The organism is Caulobacter sp. DWP3-1-3b2, assembly GCF_049896325.1.
Classification (GTDB): Bacteria; Pseudomonadota; Alphaproteobacteria; order Caulobacterales; family Caulobacteraceae; genus Caulobacter.
In genome coordinates, this window is the sequence record NZ_JAFCUB010000014.1 from 38,526 (window position 1) to 63,418 (window position 24,893).

A 24,893-nucleotide genomic window follows, 5' to 3' on the forward strand; every position below is an offset into this window, starting at 1 on the left:
TTTTTTTGGCCCTCTACCAGAGGGAGAGGGTTTCTCAAGCCTCCTATTCCCCCGGCGTCGACACCGCAAACCCCCGCGCCCGGATCTGGTCCAGCACGCCGCCTTGGGCCACCAGTCCCCGGATGGGGAACAGGGCCACCGCGTGGCCCGGCGTGCGCATGGCAGCGACCAGGGCGTCGATCTCGGCCTGGTTGCCGCGTCGCTCCAGCTCGGCCATGCCCGGCAGGCTGAGCATGCAGCGCTGGAAGTTGCGGGGGCCGTCGATCGCGCCGCGCACGTCGCCTCGGGCCCAGGCCGCCGCGGCGGTCCGCGACGCGCCGGCCCCGGCGGCGACCTCGTCGAGCACGCCCTCCAGGCACACCCGGCCGGCGGCCTCGGAATGTCCGCGCACCGCCGCCTTTGCCAGGGGCATCAACTTGTAGGACGCCACCGGCCGCGCCTTGACGCCATGCTTGCGCGCCAGCCGCCCCACCGTGCGCTCGGGCTCGAACGGGTCGAGCTTGGCGCTCTTGCGATAGTCGCCGGCGATCTCGATCCCGGCCCCCAGCGGGCTCCAGACGCTGTAGGCGTCGGGCCTCTTGCGCAGCTGGGCGCGGACCTGGGCCAGCTTGGGCGCCAGGTCGGGCACGGCGGCGTCGAGGGGCTGGCGAGACTTCAACTTGCCGCGCAAGGCCAGCAGGGCGGGGATGTCGGTGACGCCCGCCTTGCCCTCGGGCGGCAGGATCAGGGCGAAGGCGCCGTCCATCCGCCGCTCCAGCACCGACTTGTCCCACGGCTGGTTGTTGGGCAGCGAGTGCAGGGTGCCGAGCAGATAGAGCGTGGTGTCGCCGTCGGAGATCCGCCACCAGGCCGGCCCCGGCAGCTTGGCGTTGACCACCAGGGCCTCGACGACATTGGCCTCGGGATCGTCGATCACCTGGGCGTGGGCCGTTCCAGCGACCAGGGCGAAGCTCGCCAGCATCCAGGGCCATGATCGCCGCATGTCGGGTCTCCGGAGGAAGTTGTTGCTGCATGAGCGCCCCACCTGCCCCTTTTGTTCAACCGTCATCCGGTCATCCCTTCCCTCCCCTTTTTGGCCCTTTATGGGAGGGTGGCGGCGAAGCCGACGGATGGGGCTACGCCGCCTGCCTCATCAAGCCCCACCCGACCCCTTCGGGGCCACCCTCCCCAGAGCGGGGAGGGAAAAGCCATCCATCACTCCCCCGGAGTCGTCACCACGAACCCCCGCCCGCGCAGTTGGTCCAGCACCCCATCCTGCGCCAGCAGCGACCGCAGTTCGATCACCGCCACCGCCTTGCCGGGCTTGCCAAGCGCCGCGGCGATGGCCACCACCGCGTCGTCGCGCCCCGACCGCAGCTCGCGGGCGATCGAGGGGGTCGAGGCCAGGCAGCGCGAGAAGCCGCGATCGGCCAAGACCACGGCCCGCACCTCGCCCCGCGCCCAGCGCTCTGACAGCAGCTTGATCCCACCCTCGCCGCTCTCGGCCTGGCGCAGGCCCGCGTCGAGACACAGTTCCTGCAGCGGCTGGGGCGCGGTCCCCAGGGTCTTGACCGCCTCGACCAGGCTGTAGCCCGGCAAGGTCTGGATGCGCGGCCGGTCGGCGATGTCCTTGCTCCTGGCGATCTCGCGGATCGTGTCGGTCACCCCGCCCACGCTGATCGACAGATTGCCGTCCTGCGAATTGGCGACCACAAAGCCGGCGAACGCGGGCTTGACCTCATCCAGGCTGTCCAGCTTCTGTTTGCTGGCCAGCAGCCGCGCCTCCAGCCGGGCCCGCAGCTCGGGCGGCAGGGTCTGGCGCATCGGCGTCGAGCTGATGAAATAGCGTTTGCCGCCCAAGGCCAGGGCGACGATCCGCACCAGGCTGACATCGGCCTCCTGGCCCATGATCAGCACATTGGCCCCGTCCAGCCGCCGCTTCAGCACCGAGCTGTCGACGTCCAGCTTCGAGGGCGTCAAGGCCGGCACGCCCAGCACGTAGATCACGGTGTCGGCGTCGCTGACCTTCCACCAGGCCGGACCCGGCAGGCGGGCATTGACCACCAGGGCCTCGACCAGATTGGCCTCGGGATCGACGCGGTGAAGTTCGATCGGGCCCGAGGCGTCGACCGCCTGCTGGGCCAAGGCGGGGGTGGAGATCAATAGCAACCCGGCCAGGCTGGCGGCGAGACGTCCAATCATCACTATCTGTGATCCTCGAAGGGCGGCGGAATCGATCTAGGATGATCGGTCTTCCCGCACTTGGACGGCCCCGAGCTTGGCCGGTCAAATTACGAAGACGCAATGCGGTCCTTCCGCGCCCGAAAGCCCACTCCCGATGCCGATCCGCCGCCTGCCGCCCGAGACCGTCAACCGCATCGCCGCCGGCGAGGTGGTCGAACGACCCGCGAGCGCCATCAAGGAGCTGGTCGACAACGCCATCGACGCCGGCGCCACGCGGATCGAGGTCGAGGCCCATGGCGGCGGCCTGACCCGCATTCTCGTCGCCGACGACGGCTGCGGCCTCTCTGCCGAGGAGCTGCCGGTGGCCATCGAGCGCCACGCCACCAGCAAGCTCGCGCCAGACGCCCAGGGCCTTTGGGACCTGCTGGCCATCCACACCCTGGGCTTTCGGGGCGAGGCCCTGCCGTCGATCGGCTCGGTGGCGCGGCTGTCGATCGCTTCGCGAGCAAAGGGCGCGCGCGACGCCTTCGCCATCCTGGTCGAGGGCGGCAGCGTCGGCGACGTGGCCCCCGCCCCCTTCGCCGGCGACCACGGGGCGCGGATCGAGGTGCGCGACCTGTTCTACGCCACCCCTGCCCGGCTGAAGTTCATGAAGTCCGAGCGCGCCGAGGCTCTGGCGATCACCGAGGAGATCAAGCGCCAGGCCATGGCCAACGAGTCCGTCGGCTTCAGCCTGGACATCGACGGCCGCCGGGTCATCCGCCTGGCGCCCGAGCATCCCGGACCGCAGGGCCGCCTGGCTCGGTTGTCGGCCGTGCTGGGCCGCGACTTCCAGGACAACGCCATCGAGATCGACCAGACCCGCGACGGCGTGCGCCTGACCGGTTTCGCCGGTCTGCCGACCTACAACCGCGGCAACGCCGCCCACCAGTACCTGTTCGTCAACGGCCGGCCGGTGCGCGACCGGCTGCTGCAGGGCGCCCTGCGCGCCGCCTATGCGGACTTTCTCGCGAGGGACCGCCACCCGACGGCGGCGCTCTACATCTCCCTCGACACCTCGGAGGTGGACGTCAATGTCCACCCGGCCAAGGCCGAGGTGCGGTTCCGCGACCCGGCCCTGGTGCGCGGTCTGATCGTCGGGGCGCTGCGCCATGCGCTGGCGGGGGCGGGACACCGGGCCTCGACCACCACGGCAGCGAGCGCGCTGGAGGGCTTCCGGGCGCAGTCCTTGTCGGGAGGCGGCTACCCACACTACCAGCCCGGCTCGTCGCCAGCCGGCTTCTCGGCCTGGCAGGCTGGCGGCTGGACGCGGCCTTCGCCCCAGGACTTGCCGGGACTGTCGGACGTCTCGGCGCGGGTCGAGGCAAGCCCTGACTATGGCGGCGGCTACGGCGTCGCCGAGGCGGTGCGCGACGCGGCCTATGGCGACTATGACGCCGCGCCCAATGTGGCCTATCCCGGCTTCGGAGACGGCCGAGCCGCGCCCTTCGACCCCGTCGATTTCCCGCTGGGCGCGGCCCGGGCCCAGGTGCACGAGACCTATATCGTCGCCCAGACCCGCGACGGCGTGGTCATCGTCGACCAGCACGCCGCCCACGAGCGCCTGGTCTATGAGCGCATGAAGGGCGAACTCAGCGCAGGCGGCGTCGCCCGCCAGGCCCTGCTACTGCCCGAGGTGGTGGAGCTGGACCCCGCCGAGGCCGAACGCGTGGTCGCTCGCGCCGACGAGCTGGCGGCCCTGGGCCTGGTGATCGAGAGCTTCGGCCCCGGCGCCGTCCTGGTCCGCGAGACCCCCGCCCTGCTGGGCAAGACCGACGCCGCCGGCCTGGTCCGCGACATCGCCGACGACCTGGCCGAGAACGGCCAGGCCCTGGCCCTCAAGGAGCGCCTGGAAGAGGTCTGCTCCACCATGGCCTGCCACGGCAGCGTCCGCGCCGGGCGGCGGCTCAATGGCGCGGAGATGAACGCCCTGCTGCGCGAGATGGAGGCCACGCCGCACTCCGGCCAGTGCAACCACGGGCGGCCGACCTATGTGGAACTGAAGCTGGCGGATATCGAGCGGTTGTTTGGGCGAAGGTAGGGGGCGACAGCTTGTGGCTAACTCTAAATCTACCTTTGGGAAGTCCAGTTGACCGCAGCCGGAACCCGGGCGTTTAGCCAGCCAGGAAAATGGCGGCTAAGCGAGTATCGCCAGGCCAAAGTTACTCATGAATGTATCGCAGTCCATGTCGAAGAGATTGGCCACCCCGTCGATGCGCTCCAAGCCAACAAGGCTCGTCACCCGGCTAACGAAGACGTCACGCGTGAAGCCTGATTCGCGGAACGCTGTCCCGAATATCCGCTTCGATTGGTGGGGCCCAGGGCCATCGAGCAACTGCATGTTTTGAGGATGGAACGCGAATCCGAGAAACAGTAACATCTCGCATTGCTGTATCGCCTTCTGGATTTCGCGCAGATCTTCTTCGTCATGAGACTGTTCGGTGAACGTTAGTATTTGTTCCGAAATACGGCCAAGCTCCATCCCTCCTATGGATTGACCGAAAGGGATTGCCGTGCCTTCCCAAGGGAGCGCTCCGACTTTCCCGTAAGGGTGTATGATGTGTAGATTTTTCATCAGGCTGGACGCCTGGTCACTATCTATCCTGAATGCTCGCTGCATCGCGTGGAACACGTAATATTCAACACACCTATCATAGTTAAAATTTATTATAGTCAACCCGTTAAATACGTCAGCAATGCGTGTCTTCTGCAAATTCGATTGCAGAAGTATAAGCAGTTGATTGAGCCAACTTCCCCCTGCACTTCCTAAGGCGGCATCTTGAACGAGTCGCTCACGTGCCTCAATGTGCTTGAGAATTGAAGAACGTTCAGCATTGAGGATTGCGCGCGCGATGGCAAGCTTCCCCGTTTTGATCATTTGAGGATCATGACCGTGCTTGTATAGAAAATCGTCTATCGACAACGAGTATGGCAAACCTTCCGCCACCCTGGCGGCTGCAGCCCACAGTTTTTGCGCCTCGCTATTCCCCTGCGCCACGAAGTAGTCGTGTATTCCCGCATCGCCCTTCGAGCGCTTGTAGCCTTCCTCATAGATGAATGTGACCATCGCAGCGATGGTGGCTCCAAGCGCTGGTCCGGCTGGCAGTTTGAACCCCACGCTCGATCCGGCACCAAGGACGATCGTTGTCTTTCGTATGGCCACTAAAAGATCCCCGAACCGCGATTTCCGCCAGGCTGGACTCGGCTCCAACTTAAATCGTTGGTGGAGGGGAGCTCTGGCGTCTGGTCGAGTCAAGGACCGGCTGCTTGGCCGGCCGCGGCGCGGCGGCCCTTCGGGCAGTCCTTGACGCGGTCGGACGTTAGAGCAAGCTCGCCCGCCAGGGTTCAAGGCGCGGCCTCGGCGCTGCGGGCGGCGGTCGGGAGTGGGCTCGGAGGGTCCCAAATTCCGTCTCCCCGGCGAAGCCCGGGGCCCAGATTCAGCCTGGGCGTCTGGGGATCTGGGTCTCGGCCTTCGCCGGGAAGACGGATGGTGGGTAAAGCCGCTAAGCCGCCGTCACCACCGCCTTCTGCTCCGGACCCGACGACCATTCGTGCATCGGCAGGCTTAGCGACGACAGGCTGGTGGCGCCCACCGGGGCCTCCAGCAGGTCGGTGACCGCCGCTCCGGTCAGAAACGGCGCGCCGAGGTCGAGGCAGTGGTTCAGCTCGCGCCGGGTGCGCACGTCGTTGAGGCCTTGCCAGACCTTCTTGCGGCGATAGGCGTCGGCCTCGCGGATGAAGCGCGTGACCGCCGCCAGCCGGGCCTTTTCCTCGCCCGCCGGCAGCACCAGGGTGACGCTGCTGGCCAGGTCGACGGGCAGTTCGTCGACCTGGAAGGCGGGGTCGGTGACCCTCAGGTCCAGGCGGCAGAAGAACGGCTCCAGGAAGCGCCGCGCCTGCGACAGGGCCGAAAAGGACGGCGCCCGGGGCGTGTCATAGATCGAGGCGGCCAGCCGCCCACGCGAGGCGCGGGGCAGGGCCTCCAGGTGCGGCAGCAACGCGGCGCGGGCGCCGGGCTTGACCAGGGTGGAGAAGCTGATCGGGAAGAACATCACCCCGACCGGCACGCTCGCCAGCGCCGCCGCGACGCCGCCCAGGGTGGCGATGTCATTCTCCGGATGGTCGATGTCGGCATGCGAGGCGGTGAAGCCGAAGGCCGACGGCACATTGGCCGCGCGCCAGGTGGCGCCGCTGCCAATGAACACCTCGCGGCCGGTGTGGTAGACGCCGCGATACACCGTTCGGGCGGGGGGACCCGCGTCCTGGGCGACCGGGTCCAAGGCGGCCAGTTCCTCCATCGGAGGCGTTCCGCACACCGGTCCGCCCTGGGGCACGACCGAACTGACCTCGGTGGGGGTGATGCGACAGATCCGGCCAACCAGCGAGCCGTCGTCCTCGCCGTTCAGCAAGGCCTTGAGCTGCGCCCCGCCAATGCCGGCGAACTTCATGACGTCGGTCTGGTCGCCCTCGAACATCAGCAGGGCGATGTCGCCCTCGCCCTTCTCCCCAAACAGCTTGAACTGCAGATCACGCGCCAGGGCCTGCAGCTCACGCGCGTCCAGCTGGGTGGCGCGGGGGTCGGCCAGAACGAAGGAAAACGGCGCGACCAGGCCATAGCGGCGCGGCCACAGCCAGGTGGTCTCCAGATAGGCCCCGGCCACCTTGCCGACCAGGGCGGCCATGGTGTCATTGTCGGCGAACCGCAGTTCGTCGCCCACGAAGACCTTGAGGCATGCGATCGCTGTCATGCGCGGGACGGTGCGCCGGAACGGTTAGCGAAGTCGTGCTCCGGATGCGCGACTGACTGACGCATTGGTTTATGATTGGGCTTTTTCGAACGCCTCGAAATCGCGGTCGAGCTTCCACTGCAGGGCGGCCTTGGGGCTCTTGGCCAGGAAGGCGTCGCAGGCCTTGCCCGCCTTGATGCAGGCGGGCGCCCGCCCGCCCGCCCAGCCCCGCAAGGGCTCTCCGGGCAGGAAGGCGACATCCAGGCTGGTGCGGGCCATGGCCTTGAGGTCGGCATAGCGCAGGCCGTGCTCGACGGCGGCGCGCAGATATTCATTGGTCATGTCGATGCGCGAGACGCCCTCGTCGTCGGTCGACAGCACCACCGGCACCCCGGCCTGGCGATAGAGGGTCAGCGGGTGGTCGGCGCCCTTGACGCCCAGGATGAGGTCGTTGCTGGTCAGGTTGATCTCGACGGCGATCCCGTCGTTGGCCATCCGGTCCAGCAGGGCCTGGGCGCCGTCCTCGTGGACGATATCCACGCCGTGGCCGATGCGGCTGGCGCCGGCCACCTCGACGGCGTCGCGGATGTGGAAACGCAGGTCGCGCGGCGGGACTAGGCCCAGGGCCAGCTCGCCAGCGTGCAGCGACAGCTTCACCTTCGGATAGCGGGCGTGCAGGAAGGCCAGCATCCGCATATGCATGGCATAGTCACTCAGCGCCGTCGGATCGTCCTCAGGGGCGACGATATTGACCCCTACGAAGCGCGGATCAACGTCGGCCAAGGCGAAGGCCGCCACCAGCTGGGCGAAGACGACGGGCGGCGGCAGCACCCGCACGCCGAACGCCTGATAGCCCAGCACCACGGCGCAGGGGCCCGTCCGGACGGGCTTGGCGGCGCAGCCCTGCTGGCGATCGGCCTCGGCTTCGGCGGTGTCCATTTCGCGGCGCGTCCGGGCGGTGAAGGCGGGGATGCCGGGCTCGAGGCCGGCCAGGGCCTTGGCAAAGTCGCCGTCCCAGGGCCGGTCGCGCGAACCCTTGACGAAGGCGTACATGGCCACCGGGTTCACCGAGGTCTCGACATAGGAGACATGGTCGTCGGCGGCCTGTTCGCGCACCGCCGCCAGCATGGCCGGCAGGTGGCCGTCGGTCACGGCGCTGAACCGGGCGAAGGTCGAAAAGAACTGGTCGTGGCCCGAGGGCAGGGCCCCGTCCGCGCCGGGTTGGTAGTTGCGCATCGACAGGGCGTTGATCGCCCGGCCGTACAGCGCCGGATCGCGGGTGGTCAGGCCCTGGGCCGCCGCCTTGCCCGGCGCGTCGCAGGGGCCGGCGACGATGGCCGGCAGGGAGCCGGTGGTGACGCACAGGCCGTCGGCGGCCGCCCAGGCCAGGAAGTCCTCAGCATAGATCGCGCCCGCCAGGTGATTGTGCAGGTCGCCGCCCTTGGGCATGGCCCGCAGGAACAGTCGCAGCTTGGCGCGGTCGTGGACGATGGCGTCGAACCGGGCGGCCGTGCGGGCCTCGGGCGTGACGGACGAGGCCGCCGCGCCGGCCGGTCCGCCGAGCAAGGCGAGCAGCGCGCCGGCATAGATCGCCCATGCCCGAAACCGATGTCCGCCGATCGCCATGTCGTCGCCCCGCCGCTGTCCACCCCTCTTGCAGGGTGATTTGCGGCGTTTGACAAATCAACGCTCGGCGAGCGACGCGAAAAGCTTGGCTAGGCGACTTTCAGTGGCAGGTCGCGCGCTTGACTGGCGCCAACGGGGCTGGCCATCAGGTCGGTGATCGCGGGGCCGGAGACGAAGCGCAGGCCCGCCGCGCGACAGGCGTCCAGCTCCTTTGCGTCGCGCAGGCCGGTGATCGCCTGGCGCACGCCCTTGGCGCGGCACGAGCCCTGGATCGCGGCGAACTTGGCGATGGCCTCGATGCGCACGCGCAGCTCTTCGTCCAGCAGAGACAGGGTGATGCTGGTGGCCAGCTCGCCCGGCAGGGTGGCGACGGGGAAGTTGGGCTCGGTGATGTTCAGGTCGATGAAGCTGAAGGTCGACTGCAGGAAGGTCTTGATCTGGCCCAGCGTGCCCAGCGACGGCTCGCGCGGGGTGTCATAGATCGTCGCCCCCAGACGGCCCTGCATGGCCAACGGGAAACGCGACAGCCGGCGCTTGTAGGCTTCCAGCGACGAGGGATTGGTCAGGTTCCAGAAGCTGAAGGGCAGGAACAGCACCGCCGCCTCGTCACCGCCCTGACCGGTGGACAGGCGGGCGAAGGCGGCGTGGGCGTCGTTCAGGCAGGTCAGGTCGCGGGCCAGCAGGGCGGCGTCGTCGGCGGGACGCGCTCGGTTCAGATCGACACGCAGGCCGATCGCGGCCCCGACGAAGGACTCCGACGGCGGATGATAGACCCCCCACCAGCCGGTGGCGGCGGGCGGCGGCGGCTTTACGGCCGAAGCGATGGGGGGCGCCGGGGGCTTGGCGGCGTTCTCGACGGCGGGCGCGGGGCTGGTCGCCCCAAAGGCGGGCGGGATCGGCCCGGCGGTCGCGGCGACCTCGGCCTCGGTCGCGGCCGGGGCGCTGGGCACGGCGCGGATCTCTTCGGCGGTAATTACCTGCACGTGGCCGGGCGGGCCGGCATAGCCGCGGCCGGCGATCAGCCCCGCCAGCGCGGCCTGGGACAGGCTGGCGAACTGCAGGACGGCGCTCTCGTCACCCTCGAAGGTCAGCAGGCACACCTGGCCCGCCCCCTTTTCGGAATGGGGTTGGCGGGGGAAAAGGCCCGCTTCCAGTTCGACGGCGAGGGCCTGCATCTCGACCGGATCCAGGCGCTCGGCCCGGCTGTCGGCCAGCACGAAGGCCAGGGGCGCCACGGCGCCATAGCGGCGTGGGGCCTTCCAGCAGTGCTTCAGATACAGGTCCGCGGCGGCCTGCACCTGGGGGGCCGGCGTCGGGCGACCCGTCTCGGGGTCCCCAATGGCGACCAGAATTCTCAAGCAAGCAATAGCCGTCATGGCACCGCAACATACATACGAAGGCTTGGCGAATTCTTTACAAGAACTTGGATAACGCCATCTCAACCTCAAAAATCGACGTTATCCGTCAACCGTGACCATTGGACGCGGCCCGCCGTGGGTCAGGTCAGTTGACGCCGCGCGGCCTCCAGCGCCGCCTCGGCCCGCGAATTGATGCCCAGCCGGCGATAGATGGTCTTCACATAGCCCGACAGGGTCGAGGGGCTGAGACCCAGAACCTCCGCGGCCTCGTTGACGGTCAGGCCCCGGCCGACCAGGCGCAGCACGTCGGTCTCGCGCGGGGTCAGGACGACGGCCTCGCCCTGGTCGGCGGTCATGAAGGCGGCGCGCAGCCGGAAGTGCTCAAGGATCTTGCGGGCCATGGCCGGCGAGATCGGCGGCTCGTCCACCGCCAGGCCGCGCAGCCGCTCAACCAGGCTGTGGGCGTCCCTGTCCTTCAGCAGATAGCCCTGGGCGCCCGCCGCCATGGCTCGCATCAGGTTGTCGTCGTCGTCATAGATGGTGGCGACCACCACGGTGACGCCCGGCGCCGCCCGCAACAGTTCGCGGATGAAGTCGGCGCCGGAGCCGTCCGGCAGGCCCAGATCGACCAGGGCCAGCGAGCGCAGCCCCGGCCGCGCCAGGGCGGCGACATGGCCGCGCGCGCCGGCGAGCGTGGCGGCGGTGACGATCTCGACTTCGCCGAACGCCTGGAGCACCACCTCGCGCAGCCAGGCGCAGGTGTCGGGCAGGTCCTCGACGATGAGCACCTGATCGTAGAGCGACGCGACGCCGCCAAGGGTAGCTTGAGCTTCCACGTCCCCAACCTAACCCATCGCCGCCGCGACGCCAGACGGCGGACGGCCCCCTGTTTGGGGGGTAGAGGCCGGCCCCCACCGCGCCCATCCTGCCGGGACGATGTCGGAGGGGCGTCGCTCAGGGGAATCCGGTCATGAACGAACTAGCCTATCTGTCCGGCCTGCTGGTGCTGGTGGCGTGTTTCGTGATGGTGATCCACGCTCTGTTGAAGGACTGACGGCGGCCGCGTCAGGCCGCCGGGCGACTGGGCGTCACCTAGCACCTTCCCCCCACTTCCATTGATCCCGACGCAAGTCGGGACCCAAGCCGAGTCGGCTCAAGGGTTCACGGCTGTCCCGTTCGCAAGCCTCAATCCGGATAGAGCGCTTGGGTCCCGACTTTCGTCGGGATGAAGAGAATTAAAGGGGGGAAGATCCAAGAACGGGGACCTCCCATCAAACACAAAAAAGCGCGGCGAACCGAAGTTCGCCGCGCATTTCCCTGCGTCGAAAGACGTCCCGCTAGCGCTGGACGGCCATCGCCGAGGAAATCCAACCGCGATTGCCCTGCTCGTCATCGACCTCGATCCACACGCCGTTGCGCTGGCCGGTCGGATAGACGGCGGTTCCGGCGGTCATGGCCCGCACAACGGCCGCGCTGGGCGAGGCGGTAGCCTTCAAGCCGACATCGCCCTTCAAGCTCAGGCTGGACGGCGCGGCGGCCGGGACGGTCCGCGTCGAGACCGTCGTGACCGTGGCCTGGGTCCCACAAGCCTTGCCCTGATAGACGCCGTTCATGATCGCGCGGCGCTGCTGGGCGATGGCGATCTGTTCGCCTTCGCGGGCGACCTTGGCCTCGGCGCTGGCCCGGGCGGCGCTGACCGCGGCGTTGGCGAACATTCCGAGGCCCGGCATGCGGGCCAGGGCTCCGCTGCGCATCGCGGCGTTGAGGCCCAGGGCGGCGCCGCTCTGCGCCATGCGGGACTGACCCTCGGCGCCGGAGATGGCGGTGTTGGAGGCGCCCATCATCTGGTCCATGCGGGCGACCTCGGCCTGCAGTTGCTCGCAGCTTAGCTGGGCGTCGCCGGCCTGGCTGACCTGCAGCGCCTGGGCTTGGGCCGAGCCCTGCGCGGCGGCGGCCAAGGCGAGGCCCGCGAGTATCGCCGCCAAGGGCGTGGTGATGGACTTGGTCATTGAAACATTCTCCCCACGGCGTCCCGACGCCGTTCCTGCCCGTGGTTGTTGAAGATCGGGGCGTGGGCCGCGACCCCCTCTTCAGGGGGATGACCGCTCCAGGCCGCGCCGCGCGGGGGCGCCGCGACGCTCGCCGAACGCCCGGATCGACGCAGATGAACGCCAAGGCCATGCTTTCCTTCGACAAAGCCGCCGTGACGTGGAAACTGGCGGGAGTCCCCGTCGGCTTCGAGTTCAGTCCCCGTGCTCACCCTAACCCCATGATCGACACCTCAGCCCCCCAGGCCAAGTCTCCGTCCCAGGGGCTCGCGCGGCCGAACGCCGTGCGCGGCGTGCGGGCGCCGGCCAGCCGGATCCTGCTGCTGGGTCATGTGGCGGCGCTGCTGGCGCTGCTCGTCGTCTGGTCCGCATTGCAGATGCCCGCCGCCGGCCTGAGGGTGGTCCCCGCCCGCGACCAGGTCGCCCTGATCGGACCGGACCGCCAGGTGCTGGCCGTGCTGTCGCCCGGCGCGACGATCACCCTGACCGGGTCGAGGGGCGTCGTCACCGATCGGGCCGAGGGCTTCCTGCAGGACTATGCGCCGGTCGGCGATCCGGCCGCGATCGCCCGCTGGTACGCCGACCGCACGCGGCTGACCGCGATGATCGCCGAGGGACCGGTTCGGGCCCGCTATGCCGCCGAAGGCCGCGTCCAGACCCTGAGCCTGTCGGCCCGTCCCCGCGCGCTGTCGGACCTGTCTCTCGACGTCTGGATGCTGCTGGGCGGCGGGCTGGCGGTGTTCGTGGTCGGGGTGTGGATCTGGGCCCTGCGGCCGCGCGACTGGGCGCCCAGGATGCTGGCCGTGGCCGCGTTCGGCATCCTGGTCACGGCCTTCAGCGGCGCGCTGTTCGACGCCAAGGAACTGACCGCCGACGGCCGCCTGCTGTTGACGCTGAACGCCCTGAACCTGATCGGCAGCAGCCTGTGCTCGGCGGCGACGGTGGCGCAGTTCCTGTTCTTTCCGACCCGGTTGGCCCGACCGTTCTGGCTAGTTCCGGCTGGCCTAGCCGCCATCGCCTGGGGCCTGGCCGGGGGACTGGGGTGGCTTCTGGCCAGCGTCTATTACGCCGGCCTGCTGGCGCACCTGCCGGTGCTGGCCGCCCTGCTGGCCCTGCAATGGCGGCGGGTGGAGCACCGGCCGCTGGATCGCGGGGCCCTGCGCTGGATCGGACTGATCACCCTGTGCGGCTCTGGCCTGCTGGTGGTGATGATGGCCGCGCCCAAGCTGCTGGGCGGCCCCTCGGCGGCCAGCGACGGCTTCGCCTTTGTGCCGCTGATCTTCGTCTATGGCGGCATGGCCCTGGCGGTGGGGCGCTACCGCCTGTTCGACCTCGACCTCTGGGCCTATCGCATCGTCATCGGCGCCCTGACCGCCCTGGCCCTGCTGGCCCTGGACGCCCTGCTCGTCATGGCCCTGCATGTCGAGGGCGGCGCGGCGCTGGGCGTGTCGATCGTGGTGGTGGCGCTGGCCTATCTGCCGCTACGGGCCTGGGTGTGGAAGCGGTTGGCCGGACGGGCGGCGATCAGCGATGACGCCCTGTTCGAACTGGCCGCGTCGGTGGCCTTCAAGCCCGACGCCGCCGAGCGTCGCGCCGACTGGACCGCCCTGCTGCGACGGATGTTCGATCCCCTGGAGGTCAGCTTCAGCGACCTCTCGCCGAGCGCCCCGGCTTTGCTGGAGGACGGGCTGGCCCTGGTGGTGCCGGCCGCAGCGGGCGAGGCGGCGACCACCCTGCGCTATCCGTTCCAGGGTCGGCGGCTGTTCACCGCCACCGACACCCGGCTGGTCGCCCAGCTGGTCCTGTTGATGGGCAAGGCCGAGGCCGCCCGCGACTCCTATGCGCGCGGCGTGCTGGAGGAGCGTGAGCGGATCGCCCGCGACCTGCACGACGACGTCAGCGCCCGCCTGCTGACCAGCCTGCACCGCGAGGACGTTCGCGAAGTGCGACGCGACGTCCGCGACGCTATGGCCGACATCCGCGTCATCCTCAGTGGCCTGTCTGGCGACCAGGTCGAGCTGAACCAGATCCTCGCCGATCTGCGCCACGAAACCGCCGAGCGGCTGAAGGTGGCGGGCATCGCCTTGGTGTGGCCCATCACCTTGACGGGCGTCGAGCGCCGGGTGCTGGACTACGCCCTCTACAAGACCCTGATCTCGGCGATCCGCGAGATCGTCACCAACACCATCAAGCACGCCCGCGCCACGCGGTTGTCAGTCGAGGTCCGCGAGGAGGTCAGCGCGCTGCGGGTCGTGTTGTCCGACGACGGCTGCGCTGTCGCCGATGCGGCGCACGCCACCGGCGGAGGGCACGGGTTGAAGAACATCCGTTTCCGGCTGGAGCGGATCGGCGGGACGCTGGTGTTCGAAGGCGCCGCGACCGGAGCGCGGACGGAGCTGGTGCTGCCGCTTTAACCCCTAAACAAAACTCTCCTGCAGCCGGTAATCCAGCCGCTGCTTGACCCCCGGCCAGTCGGCGTCGGTGATCGAGAACACGGCGGTGTCGCGCACGTGGCCGGTCCAGGTGATCTTGTGGTTGCGCAGCACACCGTCCTTGTCGGCGCCCAGCTTCTCGACCGCCGCCTGGCTGCGCGAATTGCGAACGTCGATCATGAACTCCACCCGGATCGCCCCGGCGTCAAAGGCGTGGCCCAGCAGCAGCCGCTTGGACTCCGGATTGATCGGCCCCGAGCGGGCGTCGGGATGCAGGAAGGTCGAGCCGACCTCCAGGCCCTTGTGCAGCTTGCGGATGTTCAGATAGCTCGATGTGCCGACCACCTTGTTGTCGCTCAGCCGGCGGATGGCGAAGCCGATCCGCTCGCCGCGCTCGGTCTCGCCCTTCAACGCGCCCCACCAGTCGGCGAAGCCCTCGCCGCAGCCGTTGGTCGACATGATCTCCCAGCTGTCGGGATCGCAGTCGATCGCCCCCTTCAGCTCGGACCGCAGTTCGCCAGGCAGTTGGGGGGTGATCGGTTCCAGCCGAACGTAGCGGCCTTCGAGGGGACGAATCTGGATGTTCATGGTCATGACTTTGCGGGGCCGCGCGACGATCAGCAACCCTGGCCGCCACTCCGCTTGCCGTCGGCCTCCGTTCAAGCTAGAAATCGTTCAAACAACTGTTTGACGGCCATAAGAACGGGATCGGGAACGCCATGGATTTCGAAATCTCCGCCACCCAGCGCGGTTTCCTCGACCGCGTCACCGCGTTCATGGACGAGCACATCAAGCCGGCCGTCCCGGTCTATGAGTCGGAGATGAACGTGCTCGGGGCCGAGCGCTGGAAGGTGGTGCAGGTCGTCGAGGAACTGAAGGCCAAGGCCAAGGCCGCCGGCCTGTGGAACTTCTTCATGCCGCCCCACAGCGGCCAGGTGCATGTGGACGACACGTTCCAGTTCGAGGGCGTCCAGCTGACCAACCTCGAATACAGCCTGATCGCCGAACAGCTGGGCAAGATCGGTTTCGCCTCCGAGGTGTTCAACTGCTCGGCGCCCGACACCGGCAATATGGAAGTGCTGATGCGCTATGGCACGCTGGAGCAGAAGGAGCGCTGGCTGCGCCCGCTGATGAACGGCGAGATCCGCAGCGCCTTCCTGATGACCGAGCCGGAAGTCGCCAGCTCCGACGCCACCAATATCGAGACCCGCATCGAGCGCGACGGCGACGACTATGTGATCAACGGCCGCAAGTGGTGGAGCTCGGGCGTCGGCGATCCGCGCTGCAAGGTCGCGATCGTCATGGGCAAGACCGACCCCGACAACGCCAGCCGCCACCAGCAGCAGAGCCAGATCCTGGTGCCGATGGACAGCCCCGGCATCGAGATCGTCCGTATGCTGCCGGTGTTTGGCTATGACGACGCCCCGCACGGCCACGCCGAGGTGATCCTCAAGAACGTGCGGGTGCCGGTCATCGACGGCCTGTTGCTGGGCGAGGGCCGCGGCTTCGAGATCGCGCAAGGGCGCCTTGGCCCCGGCCGCATCCACCACTGCATGCGCACCATCGGCACGGCCGAGGTGGCGCTGGAGAAGATGTGCAAGCGCCTGATGAGCCGCAAGGCGTTCGGCAAGTACATCTCCGATCAGTCGGTCTGGGAAGAGCGCATCGCCGAGGCCCGCATCAATATCGAGATGTGCCGCCTGCTGTGCCTGAAGGCCGCCGACATGATGGACAAGGCCGGCAACAAGTCGGCGCGTCTGGAGATCGCGATGATCAAGGTCGCCGCCCCGCGCCTGGCCCTGAAGATCATCGACGACGCCATCCAGGCCCACGGCGGCGGCGGGGTCACCACCGACTTCGGCCTGGCCAAGGCCTATGCCGGCATCCGCACCCTGCGCCTGGCCGACGGCCCGGACGAGGTTCACGAGCGCACCATCGCCCGGATGGAATACGGCAAGTACGGGGATCTCGCCTACCAGCAGAAGGTCGAGCGGGAAGCCGCGCGGCAGGTGCCGGGGATTCGCTGATCTGAGCGCCGAGCGCTGAACGACGAAGGCCTCCCGGCGCAAACCGGGAGGCCTTTTTCTTTCCGCGGTGCAAGACCCCCTAAAGCCCTCCGGACCACCTCCCCCAGAGGGCGAGGGTCTAGGCCGCGCAGGTGCTGCTCCTCAGGGGGAGCTGTCGCGAAGCGACTGAGGGGGTCTTGCCCGCCGGCCAGTCCTCCCCCAACCGGGGCGGCAGGTCGAGCGCCTGACGACCTCGTCCGAAAACCGCGAGACCGCGCGGCGCCACGGTCTATGATCGTCGCCATGGATCTCGACCCCGACGCCTGTTACCGCGCCATCCAGACCCGCGACGCCGGTTTCGACGGCCGACTGTTCGTGGCGGTGCGGACGACGGGCGTCTATTGCCGGCCGGTGTGCCCGGCCCGTTGCCCCAAGCGCGAGAACGTCAGCTTCCACGCCACCGCCGCCTCGGCACAGGAGGCCGGCTATCGCGCCTGCCTGCGCTGCCGGCCCGAGACCTCGCCGCAGTTGGGGGCGTGGAACGGGGCGTCCAACACCGTGTCGCGCGCGCTGGCGCTGATCGAGGCTGGAGCGCTCGACGCCCCCCGTGAGGATGGGGCCGGCGTCGAGACCTTGGCCGGACGGGTCGGCGTCGGCGGCCGGCAACTGCGGCGGCTGTTTCTGCAGCACCTGGGCGCGACGCCGGTCGGCGTGGCCCAGACCCGGAGGGTGCTGCTGGCCAAGCAGCTGATCCACGAGACCGACCTGCCGATGGGCGAAGTGGCCCTGGCCGCCGGCTTTGGCAGCGTGCGCCGCTTCAACGAGACCTTCCAGCAGCTCTATGACTGTCCGCCCGCCGCCCTGCGCCGTCGCAAGGCCCTGCCCTCTTCCCCAGGACATGGACCGGCCAATGACGCCATCGTCCTGAGCCTGCGCTATCGGCCGCCCTATGACTGGGACGCCATGCTGGCCTTCCTGGCGATGCGGGCCATCCCAGGGGTCGAGATCGTGCGCGACGGCGTCTATCGCCGGGCCATCGCCCTGGACGGGGCCGCCGGGACCATCGCCGTGCGGCCGATCGGCGACGACCGGCTGAGCGTGGCGGTGCGGTTTCCCAAGCCCTCGGCCCTGCCCCGCATCCTGGCGCGGGTCCGCGGGGTGTTCGACCTGTCGGCCGACCCGGTGGGGATCGGCGAGGCGCTGTCGCAGGATCCCGGCCTGGCCCCGATGGTCGCCGCCCGGCCCGGCCTGCGGGTGCCTGGGGCCTGGGACGGGTTCGAGCTGGCGGTCCGCGCCATCCTCGGTCAGCAGATCACCGTCGTCGCCGCGCGAAAGCTGGCGGGAGACCTGGTGGCGGCCCACGGCGCCCCCTTGGCCGCGCCCTGGGCCGAGCCCGGCCTGACCCACACCTTCCCGTCGGCCGCTCTGCTCGCGACTGCCGACCTGTCCGGCATGAAGATGCCCGGCGCCCGCATCCGCTGCCTGTCGGCCATGGCCCAGGCGATCGTCGAGGACCCCAATCTGCTGTCGCCGACTGCGGGCCTGGAGGAAACGGTCAAGCGGCTGCGCGCCCTGCCCGGCATCGGCGAATGGACGGCGCAGTACATCGCCATGCGCCAGCTTCGCGAGCCAGACGCCTTCCCCGCCGCCGACGTGGCCTTGATGCGCGCCCTGACAGGCGCCGACGGCGTTCGTCCGACGGCGGAACAGCTGCTGGCCCGGGCCGAGGCCTGGCGGCCTTGGCGGGCCTATGCCGCCCTGCACCTGTGGGCCTCGCTCGCCGATCAAAGCGCGCCGCCGGTCCGGCCGCTGGCGCGCAGGATGCGCTGACCGATCCCGCGACGAGCTTGCCGCGCGCTCTGATGGGGACAGGCCCATGGGCCTGTTCCCAACCGCGCAACCCCCCTAAGATGTCCGCGCTGCTCGCCCCCCCCCAGGACCCCCATGCCGCTTTCGCTGCCGACCTCCACCTCCGTGCGCGGGCTAAGCTGGCTGCGGCGACGGATACGGTCCAGCGAGTTGTGGCTGATCGCGGTGGCCACCCTGATCGGGGCCGGGGCGGGGGCGCTGGCCGTGCTGCAGGCCAGGGTCGCTCACGGCCTACAGGTCATGCTGTTCGCGATCAATATCGACGAGCGGCTCAGCGCCCAGAGCGTCATCGCCCCTTGGCGGACCCTGGCCCTGCCGTTTGGCGGCCTGGTGTTGGGCCTCGCCACCTGGGCCTGGCTGAAATACCGACCCCGCCCGGCCGTTGACCCGGTGGAGGCCAACGCCCTGCACGGCGGGCGGCTATCGATCAAGGACAGCGCCTTCATCTGCGGACAGACGATGCTGTCGAACGGCGTGGGCGCCTCGGTCGGGCTGGAGGCCGCCTACGCCCAGGCGGGCGCGGCCATTGCCTCGTTCGTTGGCCAGAGGCTCAACCTGCGCCGGGCCGACATGCGCACCCTGGTCGGGGCCGGGGCCGGCGCGGCCATCGCCGCCGCCTTCGGCGCCCCGCTCACCGGAGCCTTCTACGCCTTCGAGATCGTCATCGGCGCCTATACCGTCGCCAACCTGGCGCCCGTCGTCGCCGCCACCTTGGCCGCGACCCTGGTCGCGGGGCGGATGGGCGGCCTGCCCTATCTGCTGAAGACCACCACCCCGGCCGTGCAATCGTGGTTCGACTACGGCCTGTACGCCCTGCTGGGCGTGGTCTGCGCCGCCGCCGGCATCGCGCTGATGCGGCTGGTGGCCTCGGCCGACAAGCTGGTGGCCCGCTCGCCGATCCCCAAGACCTTCCGCCCGGCGGTCGGCGGCCTGGCCCTGGCCGCCATGGCCCTGGTCACGCCGCAGATCCTGTCGGCCGGCCACGGCGCGCTGCACGTCAACCTCACCGCCGCCCTGGGCCTGAAGATGCTGGTCCTGTTGCTGATCATGAAGGCCCTGGCCTCGGTGGTGTCGCTGAGCTTCGGCTTCCGGGGCGGGCTATTCTTCGCCTCGCTGTTCCTGGGCACGCTGATCGGCCAGGTCTTCGCGGCCCTGACGGTGTTCGTGCCCTGGCTGCCCTCGCTGGACCCGACGGTGGCGGCGCTGGTCGGCCTTGGCGCCCTGGGCGTGGCCGTGGTCGGCGGGCCCTTCACCATGTCGTTCCTGGTGCTGGAGGCGACCGGCGACTTCACCGTGGCCGCCGCCGCCCTGGTGGCCTCGCTGATCGCCAGCGCCCTGGTGCGCGAGACCTTCGGCTACTCGTTCTCGACCTGGCGTCTGCACCTGCGCGGCGAGACCATCCGCAGCGCTCACGACGTCAGCTGGATGCAGCCCCTGACCGCTGGTCGGATGATGCGCAAGGACGCCAAGACCATCGCCGCCAGCGCCACCCTGGCCGAGTTTCGCCGCCGCTATCCGCTGGGCTCGACCAAGCGGGTGGTGATCCTCGACGAGGCCGGCGCCTATGCCGGCATCATCCGCACCGCCCTGGCCTATGCCAACCCCGACGACGGCGACCAGGCCGTCGCCTCCCTGGCTGACTATGCCGACACCGCCCTACTGCCCGGCCAGTCGATCAAGGACGTCATGCGCGCCTTCGACCACACCCAGGCCGACGAACTGGCCGTGGTCGACGCCGACCACGCGGTGATCGGCATCCTGTCCGAGGCCCATGCCACGCGGCGCTATGCCGAGGAGCTGGACAAGGCGCGGCGGGAGCTGACGGGGGAGAGCTAGGGCCGACGTCGCGCCGGGAGCGGTCAGGTTCCGGGCGGGTGACGACTCAGAGCTCCAGGGCCGCAGCGTGCATCAGGTCTGACAGCCTGGCGATCGACGGATGCGGCGCGGGTCCGACCCTGCGGACATAGGCCACCTGCGGCACGGCGGGCAGGCCGGCCTCGATGGGCGGCGTGCGCGGCCGAAACAGCGCCGTGCGGCAGGTGACGGCCAGACCCGCCTCGACCGCCGCGCGCAGGGCCGACAGGCTGGGTGTCTCCAGGGCGACGCGATAGGGCCGGCCGTCGCGCTCCAGCGCCGCCAAGGCCGCGTCGCGAAACCGGCACGGCGGCTCCAGGATCGCCAGAGGCAGTACCGGTCGCTCAAGCAACGCCGCATCGCCGTGCCAGACCATGGGCGCCACCCGGACAGCGGCGTTGTCGTCCGGCGCGCCCATGCACAGCACCACGTCCAGCCGGTCGCCGCTCAGCAGGTCCAGCAGGTCGGGCGAGCCGGCCACCCGCACGTGGAGCTGAACCTCGGGATTGAGCTGGGTGAAGCGGGCCAGCACGCCCGATAGCAGGGTCTCGGCGAAGTCCTGCACCAACCCCACCCGCACCGGCCCGATCAGAGCGTCGCCGGTCAGGGCCACCACGGCCTTGTCATTGAGGTCGAGAATCTCGCGAGCGTGGACCAGCAGGGCGTGGCCCGCCGGCGTGAGGACCAGGCGGCGGCCGTCGCGGTGGAACAGCGGGGTCAGCACCGTCTCCTCCAGCCGCTTCATCTGCAGGCTGAGGGCCGACTGGGTGACGAACACCCGCTCGGTGGCCTTCAGCATCGAACCGGAGTCGACGATCGCGACGAAGCTGCGCAGCAATTCGGTGGGCAGGTTGGTGGGCATCGGCAGCGCCCCTTCTGAGCGGTCTATGAGAAACTCTGATATGGCCCCTGAGGATAAGTCTATTGATCCAGTAGGGATTAAACGCCTTTCTCTGTGAGGCAAAGGCGCTCGCGCCGCAACGGTTCACGGGACAGCGCATCCTCAATGTCTTTGGCGGTCACCCCTAGAATTTCTCAAGCGTCGCCATGGGTTTGGCCGCGCTGGTCCAGCGCCCGCTGGCTGTCGCCGGTGGCGCTGCTGCTGTTGTGGGAAGCGGGTTCGCGCGGCGGGGTGATCCCCGAACCTATCCTGGCGGCGCCCTCTATCGTGGCCAAGACCTTCTGGTCGATGACCGTCTCGGGCGAGCTTCCGGGCAATCTGGCGGTCTCGCTGGGGCGGGCCGCCACTGGCCTGGTCATCGCCCTGGTCATCGCCGTGACCCTGGGCCTGGTGTCGGGCCTGTCGCGCTGGGGCGAGACGCTGGTCGATCCGCTGATGCAGATCAAGCGCACCCTGCCCGTCGTCGCCCTGACCCCGCTGTTCATCGTCTGGTTCGGGATCGGCGAGACCCCGAAGATCGCCCTGATCGCCACGGCGGCGGTGTTCCCGCTCTATCTGAACCTGTTCGCCGGCATCCGCGGCGTCGATGTGCGCCTGGTCGAGGCGGCCCGCAGTTTCGGCCTGCGCGGCCGGGCGCTGATCCTCGAGGTCATCCTGCCCGGCGCCCTGCCGTCGTTCTTCATCGGCCTGCGCTATTCGCTGAGCATCAGCGTGATCATGCTGGTCATCGCCGAGCAGATCAACGCCCAGGCGGGCCTGGGCCACCTGATCAACAACGCCCGCGACTTCATGCGCACCGACATCATCGTCGTCTGCCTGGTCGTCTACGCCCTGCTCGGCCTCGCCGCCGACGCCCTCGTCCGCACGCTGGAGCGCAAGGCGCTGGCGTGGCGTCCCAGCCTCGTGGAGCAATGACCATGGCCCAGCCTCGCGCTCGCAACCGCACGTTCACGCCCGTCGATGTCGCCACGCCTCCTACCGTCCGCCTGAAAGGCTTCACCCGCCGGTTCGGCGACAATGTGGTGATCGACGGCCTGGACCTAACCATCGCCCCCGGTGAGTTCGTCGCCCTGCTCGGGGCCAGCGGCTCGGGCAAGACCACCCTGCTGCGCACCCTGGCCGGCCTCGACCCGGTCGGCGGTCAGGACGTCACCACACCCGCCGCCCGCGCCGTGGTGTTCCAGGACGCCCGCCTGCTGCCGTGGAAGCGCGTCTGGCGCAACGTCGCCCTGGGCCTGAAGGGCGCCCCCAATGAGCAAAGTGTCCGGGCTCGCGCCGAGGCCGCCCTGACAGAGGTCGGCCTTGGCCATCGCCTCGACGTCTGGCCCTCGACGCTGTCCGGGGGCGAGGCCCAGCGCGCCTCCCTGGCCCGCGCCCTCGTCCGCGAGCCGGCCCTGCTGTTGCTGGACGAGCCGTTCGCCTCGCTGGACGCCCTGACGCGACTGAAGATGCATGACCTGGTGCTGACGCTGTGGCGCGAGCACAGGCCGTCGGTGCTGCTGGTCACCCACGATGTCGATGAGGCCATCGCCCTGGCCGATCGGGTGCTGGTGTTGGACAAGGGCCGGATCGCCGCCGAAGAGTGCATTGGCCTGGAGCGCCCGCGCCAGTCCGACGCCCGCTTCCACGCCATTCGTCGCCGACTGCTGGGACACCTGGGCGTCGATGCGTCGGCTCCGCAGCCGGCTCCGGCCCTAGTGGCCTTCCCGACCGGTGAGGTGGTGCTATGACCGCTTCCGCCCTGCGTCGGGAGCCGGCCCCGCGCCTGCCCGACCTCGACGCGATCCTGCCCGGCCTGACCGCCGCCTTCGCCGCCACCGCCGGCCAGCACGACCGCGAGGCCAGCTTCCCGTTCGCCAATTTCGCGGCCCTGCGCGACGCGGGCCTGCTGGCCCTGACCGCTCCGGCCCGCCTGGGCGGCCTGGAGGCCGACCTGCCCATCGCCCTGAAAGTGGTCTCAGCCGTCGCCCGGGGCGAGCCGGCCACGGCGCTGGTTCTGGTCATGCAGTACCTGTTCCACGCCTCGGTCGAGGGCCGCTCCGGCTGGCCCGAGCACCTCAAGCAGCGGGTAATCGGCGAGGCCATCGACAAGGGCGCCCTGATCAACGCCCTGCGGGTCGAGCCTGACCTGGGCACCCCGGCGCGCGGCGGCCTGCCCGGTACGATCGCTCGCCGCACGCCCGAGGGCTGGCGGATCAGCGGCCGCAAGATCTATTCCACCGGCTCCACCGCCCTGACCTGGTTCGTGGTCTGGGCGCGCTCGGACGACGCGGATCCCCTGGTCGGCGGCTGGCTGGTCCGCACCGACACGCCTGGCGTGGTCATCGAGGAGACCTGGGATCACCTGGGCCTGCGAGCCAGCGCCAGCCATGACGTGATCTTCGAGAACGTGCTCGTGCCCCTCGACCACGCCCTGGACCCGCAGCCGGTCGGATCGCCGTCGCAGTATCCCGCCAGTTTCGCGACCTGGTCGGCGGTGCTGACCGCCGCGATCTATGACGCCCAGGCCCGCGCCGCCCGCGACTGGCTGGTCGCGTTCCTGGCCAACCGCAAGCCCGCCAACCTGGGCGCGGCGCTCTCCACCCTGCCGCGCTTCCAGGAGGCGGTCGGCGATATCGACGGCCTGCTGCTGTCCAATCGCGTGCTGCTCGACACGGCCGCACGGGGCGAGGTCGGCGGGGTCGAGGCCGGGCTGGTCAAGCACCTCGTCACCGAGAACGCCATCGCCGTGGTCGAGAAGGCCCTCAAGCTGACCGGCAATCCGGGCCTGACCCGCCACAACGACCTCGAACGCCATCACCGCGACGTGCTGTGCGGCCGGGTCCACACCCCACAGTCCGACGTCGTGCTGACCAGCGCCGGCAAGGCGGCCTTCGCTAGCAACCAGGCCTCTCTTGCTGGAGGGGGCCGATGAGCCGCCTGGTCGTCGCCAGCCAACTGCCCGAGCTGTTCAACAGCATCTTCGCCCAGCATGTCGTCGACGCCGAGATCATCGCCGTGCCGCCCGGCCTGCACGCGCCCTTGCCAAACGACGCCAAGGTCCTGGTCGCCGCGCCGTTCCGCAAGGCCGGCGGCGTCCTCCCCGCCGAGCCCCCCAAGGGCTGGCCGTTCGACGTGGAGTGGGTGCAACTGGTCTCGGTCGGCATCGACTTCTACCCCGACTGGCTGTTCGACGGCCCGGTGGTCACCTCGGCGCGCGGCTCTTCCGCCGTCGCGCTTGCCGAGTTCGCACTGGCGGCCATCCTGGCCGAGGCCAAGCGCTTGCCGGAAATCTGGATCGACAAGGCCGAGCGCTGGGCGCCCCAGCCGCTGAAGCTGATCTCGGGCGCCACCCTGGGCCTCGTCGGCTTCGGGGCGATCGGCGAGGCCCTGGCGCCGCGCGCCCAGGCCCTGGGCCTGAACGTCATCGCCACCCGCCGCTCGGACAAGCCAATCTCGACCCCCGGCGTCGAGCGGGTGGCGGACTTGAAGACCCTGTTCGCCCGCAGCGACCATGTGGTGCTGGCCGCCCCGGCCACGCCCGAGACCCGCAAGCTGATAGGTCGCGACGTGCTGGCCGCCGCCAAGCCGGGCCTGCACCTGATCAACATCGCCCGCGGCGCCCTGATCGACGACGACGCCCTGCTGGCGGCGCTGGACGACGGCCGCGTGGCCCGCGCCAGCCTGGATGTCACCCATCCCGAACCGCTGGGCGAGGGCCATCCCTTCTACAGCCATCCCAAGGTCCGGCTGTCGCCGCACACTTCGGTCCACACTCCCGACACCCGCATCAACCTGGCGACCCGGTTCGCCGAGAACCTGGCCCGCTTCCGGTCCGGCGCGCCCCTGGCCGACGTCGTCGACCTGTCGCGCGGCTACTGAAGGACAATT

Annotated in this window: 19 protein-coding genes; 9 read left to right on the top strand and 10 right to left on the bottom strand. The window is 69.6% G+C overall.

The window, feature by feature from the left end; all coding sequences use genetic code 11:
* Positions 1-43 precede the first annotated feature (43 nt).
* A complete protein-coding gene (locus ACP7AG_RS11295; RefSeq protein WP_426030883.1) occupies positions 44-982 on the bottom strand; it encodes a TraB/GumN family protein in 939 nt (312 codons plus the stop codon).
* A 212-nt stretch (positions 983-1,194) separates the two neighbouring features.
* Positions 1,195-2,181: a TraB/GumN family protein gene (locus ACP7AG_RS11300; protein ID WP_426030884.1), complete on the bottom strand. Its 987-nt coding sequence runs from the start codon at positions 2,179-2,181 to the stop codon at positions 1,195-1,197.
* A gap of 136 nt (positions 2,182-2,317) precedes the next feature.
* Here ACP7AG_RS11300 and mutL point away from each other — a divergent pair, with 136 nt between their 5' ends.
* Positions 2,318-4,243, top strand: a complete 1,926-nt coding sequence (gene mutL / locus ACP7AG_RS11305; protein WP_426030885.1) for a DNA mismatch repair endonuclease MutL — start codon at positions 2,318-2,320, stop codon at positions 4,241-4,243.
* Positions 4,244-4,339: 96 nt separating this feature from the next.
* On the opposite strand, the gene ACP7AG_RS11310 is transcribed toward mutL, so the two are convergent.
* The 6 genes from ACP7AG_RS11310 to ACP7AG_RS11335 all read right to left on the bottom strand — a co-directional run bounded on the left by ACP7AG_RS11310 (position 4,340) and on the right by ACP7AG_RS11335 (position 11,922).
* Positions 4,340-5,365, bottom strand: a complete 1,026-nt coding sequence (locus tag ACP7AG_RS11310) for a hypothetical protein (protein ID WP_426030886.1) — start codon at positions 5,363-5,365, stop codon at positions 4,340-4,342.
* Between the two features lie 340 nt (positions 5,366-5,705).
* A complete protein-coding gene (locus ACP7AG_RS11315) occupies positions 5,706-6,950 on the bottom strand; it encodes a hypothetical protein (RefSeq protein ID WP_426009464.1) in 1,245 nt (414 codons plus the stop codon).
* A 69-nt stretch (positions 6,951-7,019) separates the two neighbouring features.
* The gene (locus tag ACP7AG_RS11320) at positions 7,020-8,555 is read right to left on the bottom strand and encodes an adenosine deaminase family protein (protein WP_426030887.1); all 1,536 of its coding nucleotides are present in this window, start codon (positions 8,553-8,555) and stop codon (positions 7,020-7,022) included.
* A gap of 89 nt (positions 8,556-8,644) precedes the next feature.
* Positions 8,645-9,931, bottom strand: coding sequence for a hypothetical protein (locus tag ACP7AG_RS11325; protein ID WP_426030888.1), 1,287 nt, complete (start codon positions 9,929-9,931; stop codon positions 8,645-8,647).
* Positions 9,932-10,053: 122 nt separating this feature from the next.
* Positions 10,054-10,749: a response regulator transcription factor gene (locus tag ACP7AG_RS11330; RefSeq protein ID WP_426009472.1), complete on the bottom strand. Its 696-nt coding sequence runs from the start codon at positions 10,747-10,749 to the stop codon at positions 10,054-10,056.
* Between the two features lie 501 nt (positions 10,750-11,250).
* Entirely contained in the window at positions 11,251-11,922 is a 672-nt protein-coding gene (locus ACP7AG_RS11335) for an SH3 domain-containing protein (RefSeq protein ID WP_426030889.1), read from the bottom strand.
* 155 nt (positions 11,923-12,077) lie between these two features.
* Here ACP7AG_RS11335 and ACP7AG_RS11340 point away from each other — a divergent pair, with 155 nt between their 5' ends.
* Positions 12,078-14,375: a sensor histidine kinase gene (locus tag ACP7AG_RS11340; protein WP_426030890.1), complete on the top strand. Its 2,298-nt coding sequence runs from the start codon at positions 12,078-12,080 to the stop codon at positions 14,373-14,375.
* 3 nt (positions 14,376-14,378) lie between these two features.
* Here ACP7AG_RS11340 and ACP7AG_RS11345 read toward each other — a convergent pair whose 3' ends face one another.
* Entirely contained in the window at positions 14,379-14,981 is a 603-nt protein-coding gene (locus ACP7AG_RS11345) for a GNAT family N-acetyltransferase (protein WP_426009481.1), read from the bottom strand.
* A 131-nt stretch (positions 14,982-15,112) separates the two neighbouring features.
* On the opposite strand from ACP7AG_RS11345, the gene ACP7AG_RS11350 reads away from it, so the two are divergent.
* From ACP7AG_RS11350 to ACP7AG_RS11360, 3 genes are all read left to right on the top strand, one after another.
* A complete protein-coding gene (locus ACP7AG_RS11350) occupies positions 15,113-16,420 on the top strand; it encodes an acyl-CoA dehydrogenase family protein (protein WP_426009484.1) in 1,308 nt (435 codons plus the stop codon).
* Between the two features lie 270 nt (positions 16,421-16,690).
* The gene (locus tag ACP7AG_RS11355) at positions 16,691-18,229 is read left to right on the top strand and encodes an AlkA N-terminal domain-containing protein (RefSeq protein ID WP_426030891.1); all 1,539 of its coding nucleotides are present in this window, start codon (positions 16,691-16,693) and stop codon (positions 18,227-18,229) included.
* Positions 18,230-18,343: 114 nt separating this feature from the next.
* Positions 18,344-20,104, top strand: a complete 1,761-nt coding sequence (locus tag ACP7AG_RS11360) for a chloride channel protein (RefSeq protein WP_426030892.1) — start codon at positions 18,344-18,346, stop codon at positions 20,102-20,104.
* 46 nt (positions 20,105-20,150) lie between these two features.
* On the opposite strand, the gene ACP7AG_RS11365 is transcribed toward ACP7AG_RS11360, so the two are convergent.
* Positions 20,151-20,984, bottom strand: a complete 834-nt coding sequence (locus ACP7AG_RS11365; protein WP_426030893.1) for a LysR substrate-binding domain-containing protein — start codon at positions 20,982-20,984, stop codon at positions 20,151-20,153.
* A gap of 144 nt (positions 20,985-21,128) precedes the next feature.
* On the opposite strand from ACP7AG_RS11365, the gene ACP7AG_RS11370 reads away from it, so the two are divergent.
* The 4 genes from ACP7AG_RS11370 to ACP7AG_RS11385 are packed head-to-tail and all read left to right on the top strand — an operon-like array spanning position 21,129 to position 24,884.
* A complete protein-coding gene (locus ACP7AG_RS11370) occupies positions 21,129-21,938 on the top strand; it encodes an ABC transporter permease (protein WP_426030894.1) in 810 nt (269 codons plus the stop codon).
* Positions 21,935-22,753, top strand: coding sequence for an ABC transporter ATP-binding protein (locus ACP7AG_RS11375; RefSeq protein WP_426030895.1), 819 nt, complete (start codon positions 21,935-21,937; stop codon positions 22,751-22,753). Before ACP7AG_RS11370 ends, ACP7AG_RS11375 begins: the two co-directional genes overlap by 4 nt.
* Complete coding sequence (locus tag ACP7AG_RS11380) at positions 22,750-23,937, top strand: acyl-CoA dehydrogenase family protein (RefSeq protein ID WP_426030896.1); 1,188 nt, start codon at positions 22,750-22,752, stop codon at positions 23,935-23,937. Before ACP7AG_RS11375 ends, ACP7AG_RS11380 begins: the two co-directional genes overlap by 4 nt.
* On the top strand, positions 23,934-24,884 hold the full coding sequence (locus ACP7AG_RS11385; protein WP_426030897.1) for a D-isomer specific 2-hydroxyacid dehydrogenase family protein: 951 nt from the start codon (positions 23,934-23,936) through the stop codon (positions 24,882-24,884). The genes ACP7AG_RS11380 and ACP7AG_RS11385 overlap by 4 nt, the downstream gene beginning before the upstream one ends.
* Positions 24,885-24,893: the final 9 nt, after the last annotated feature.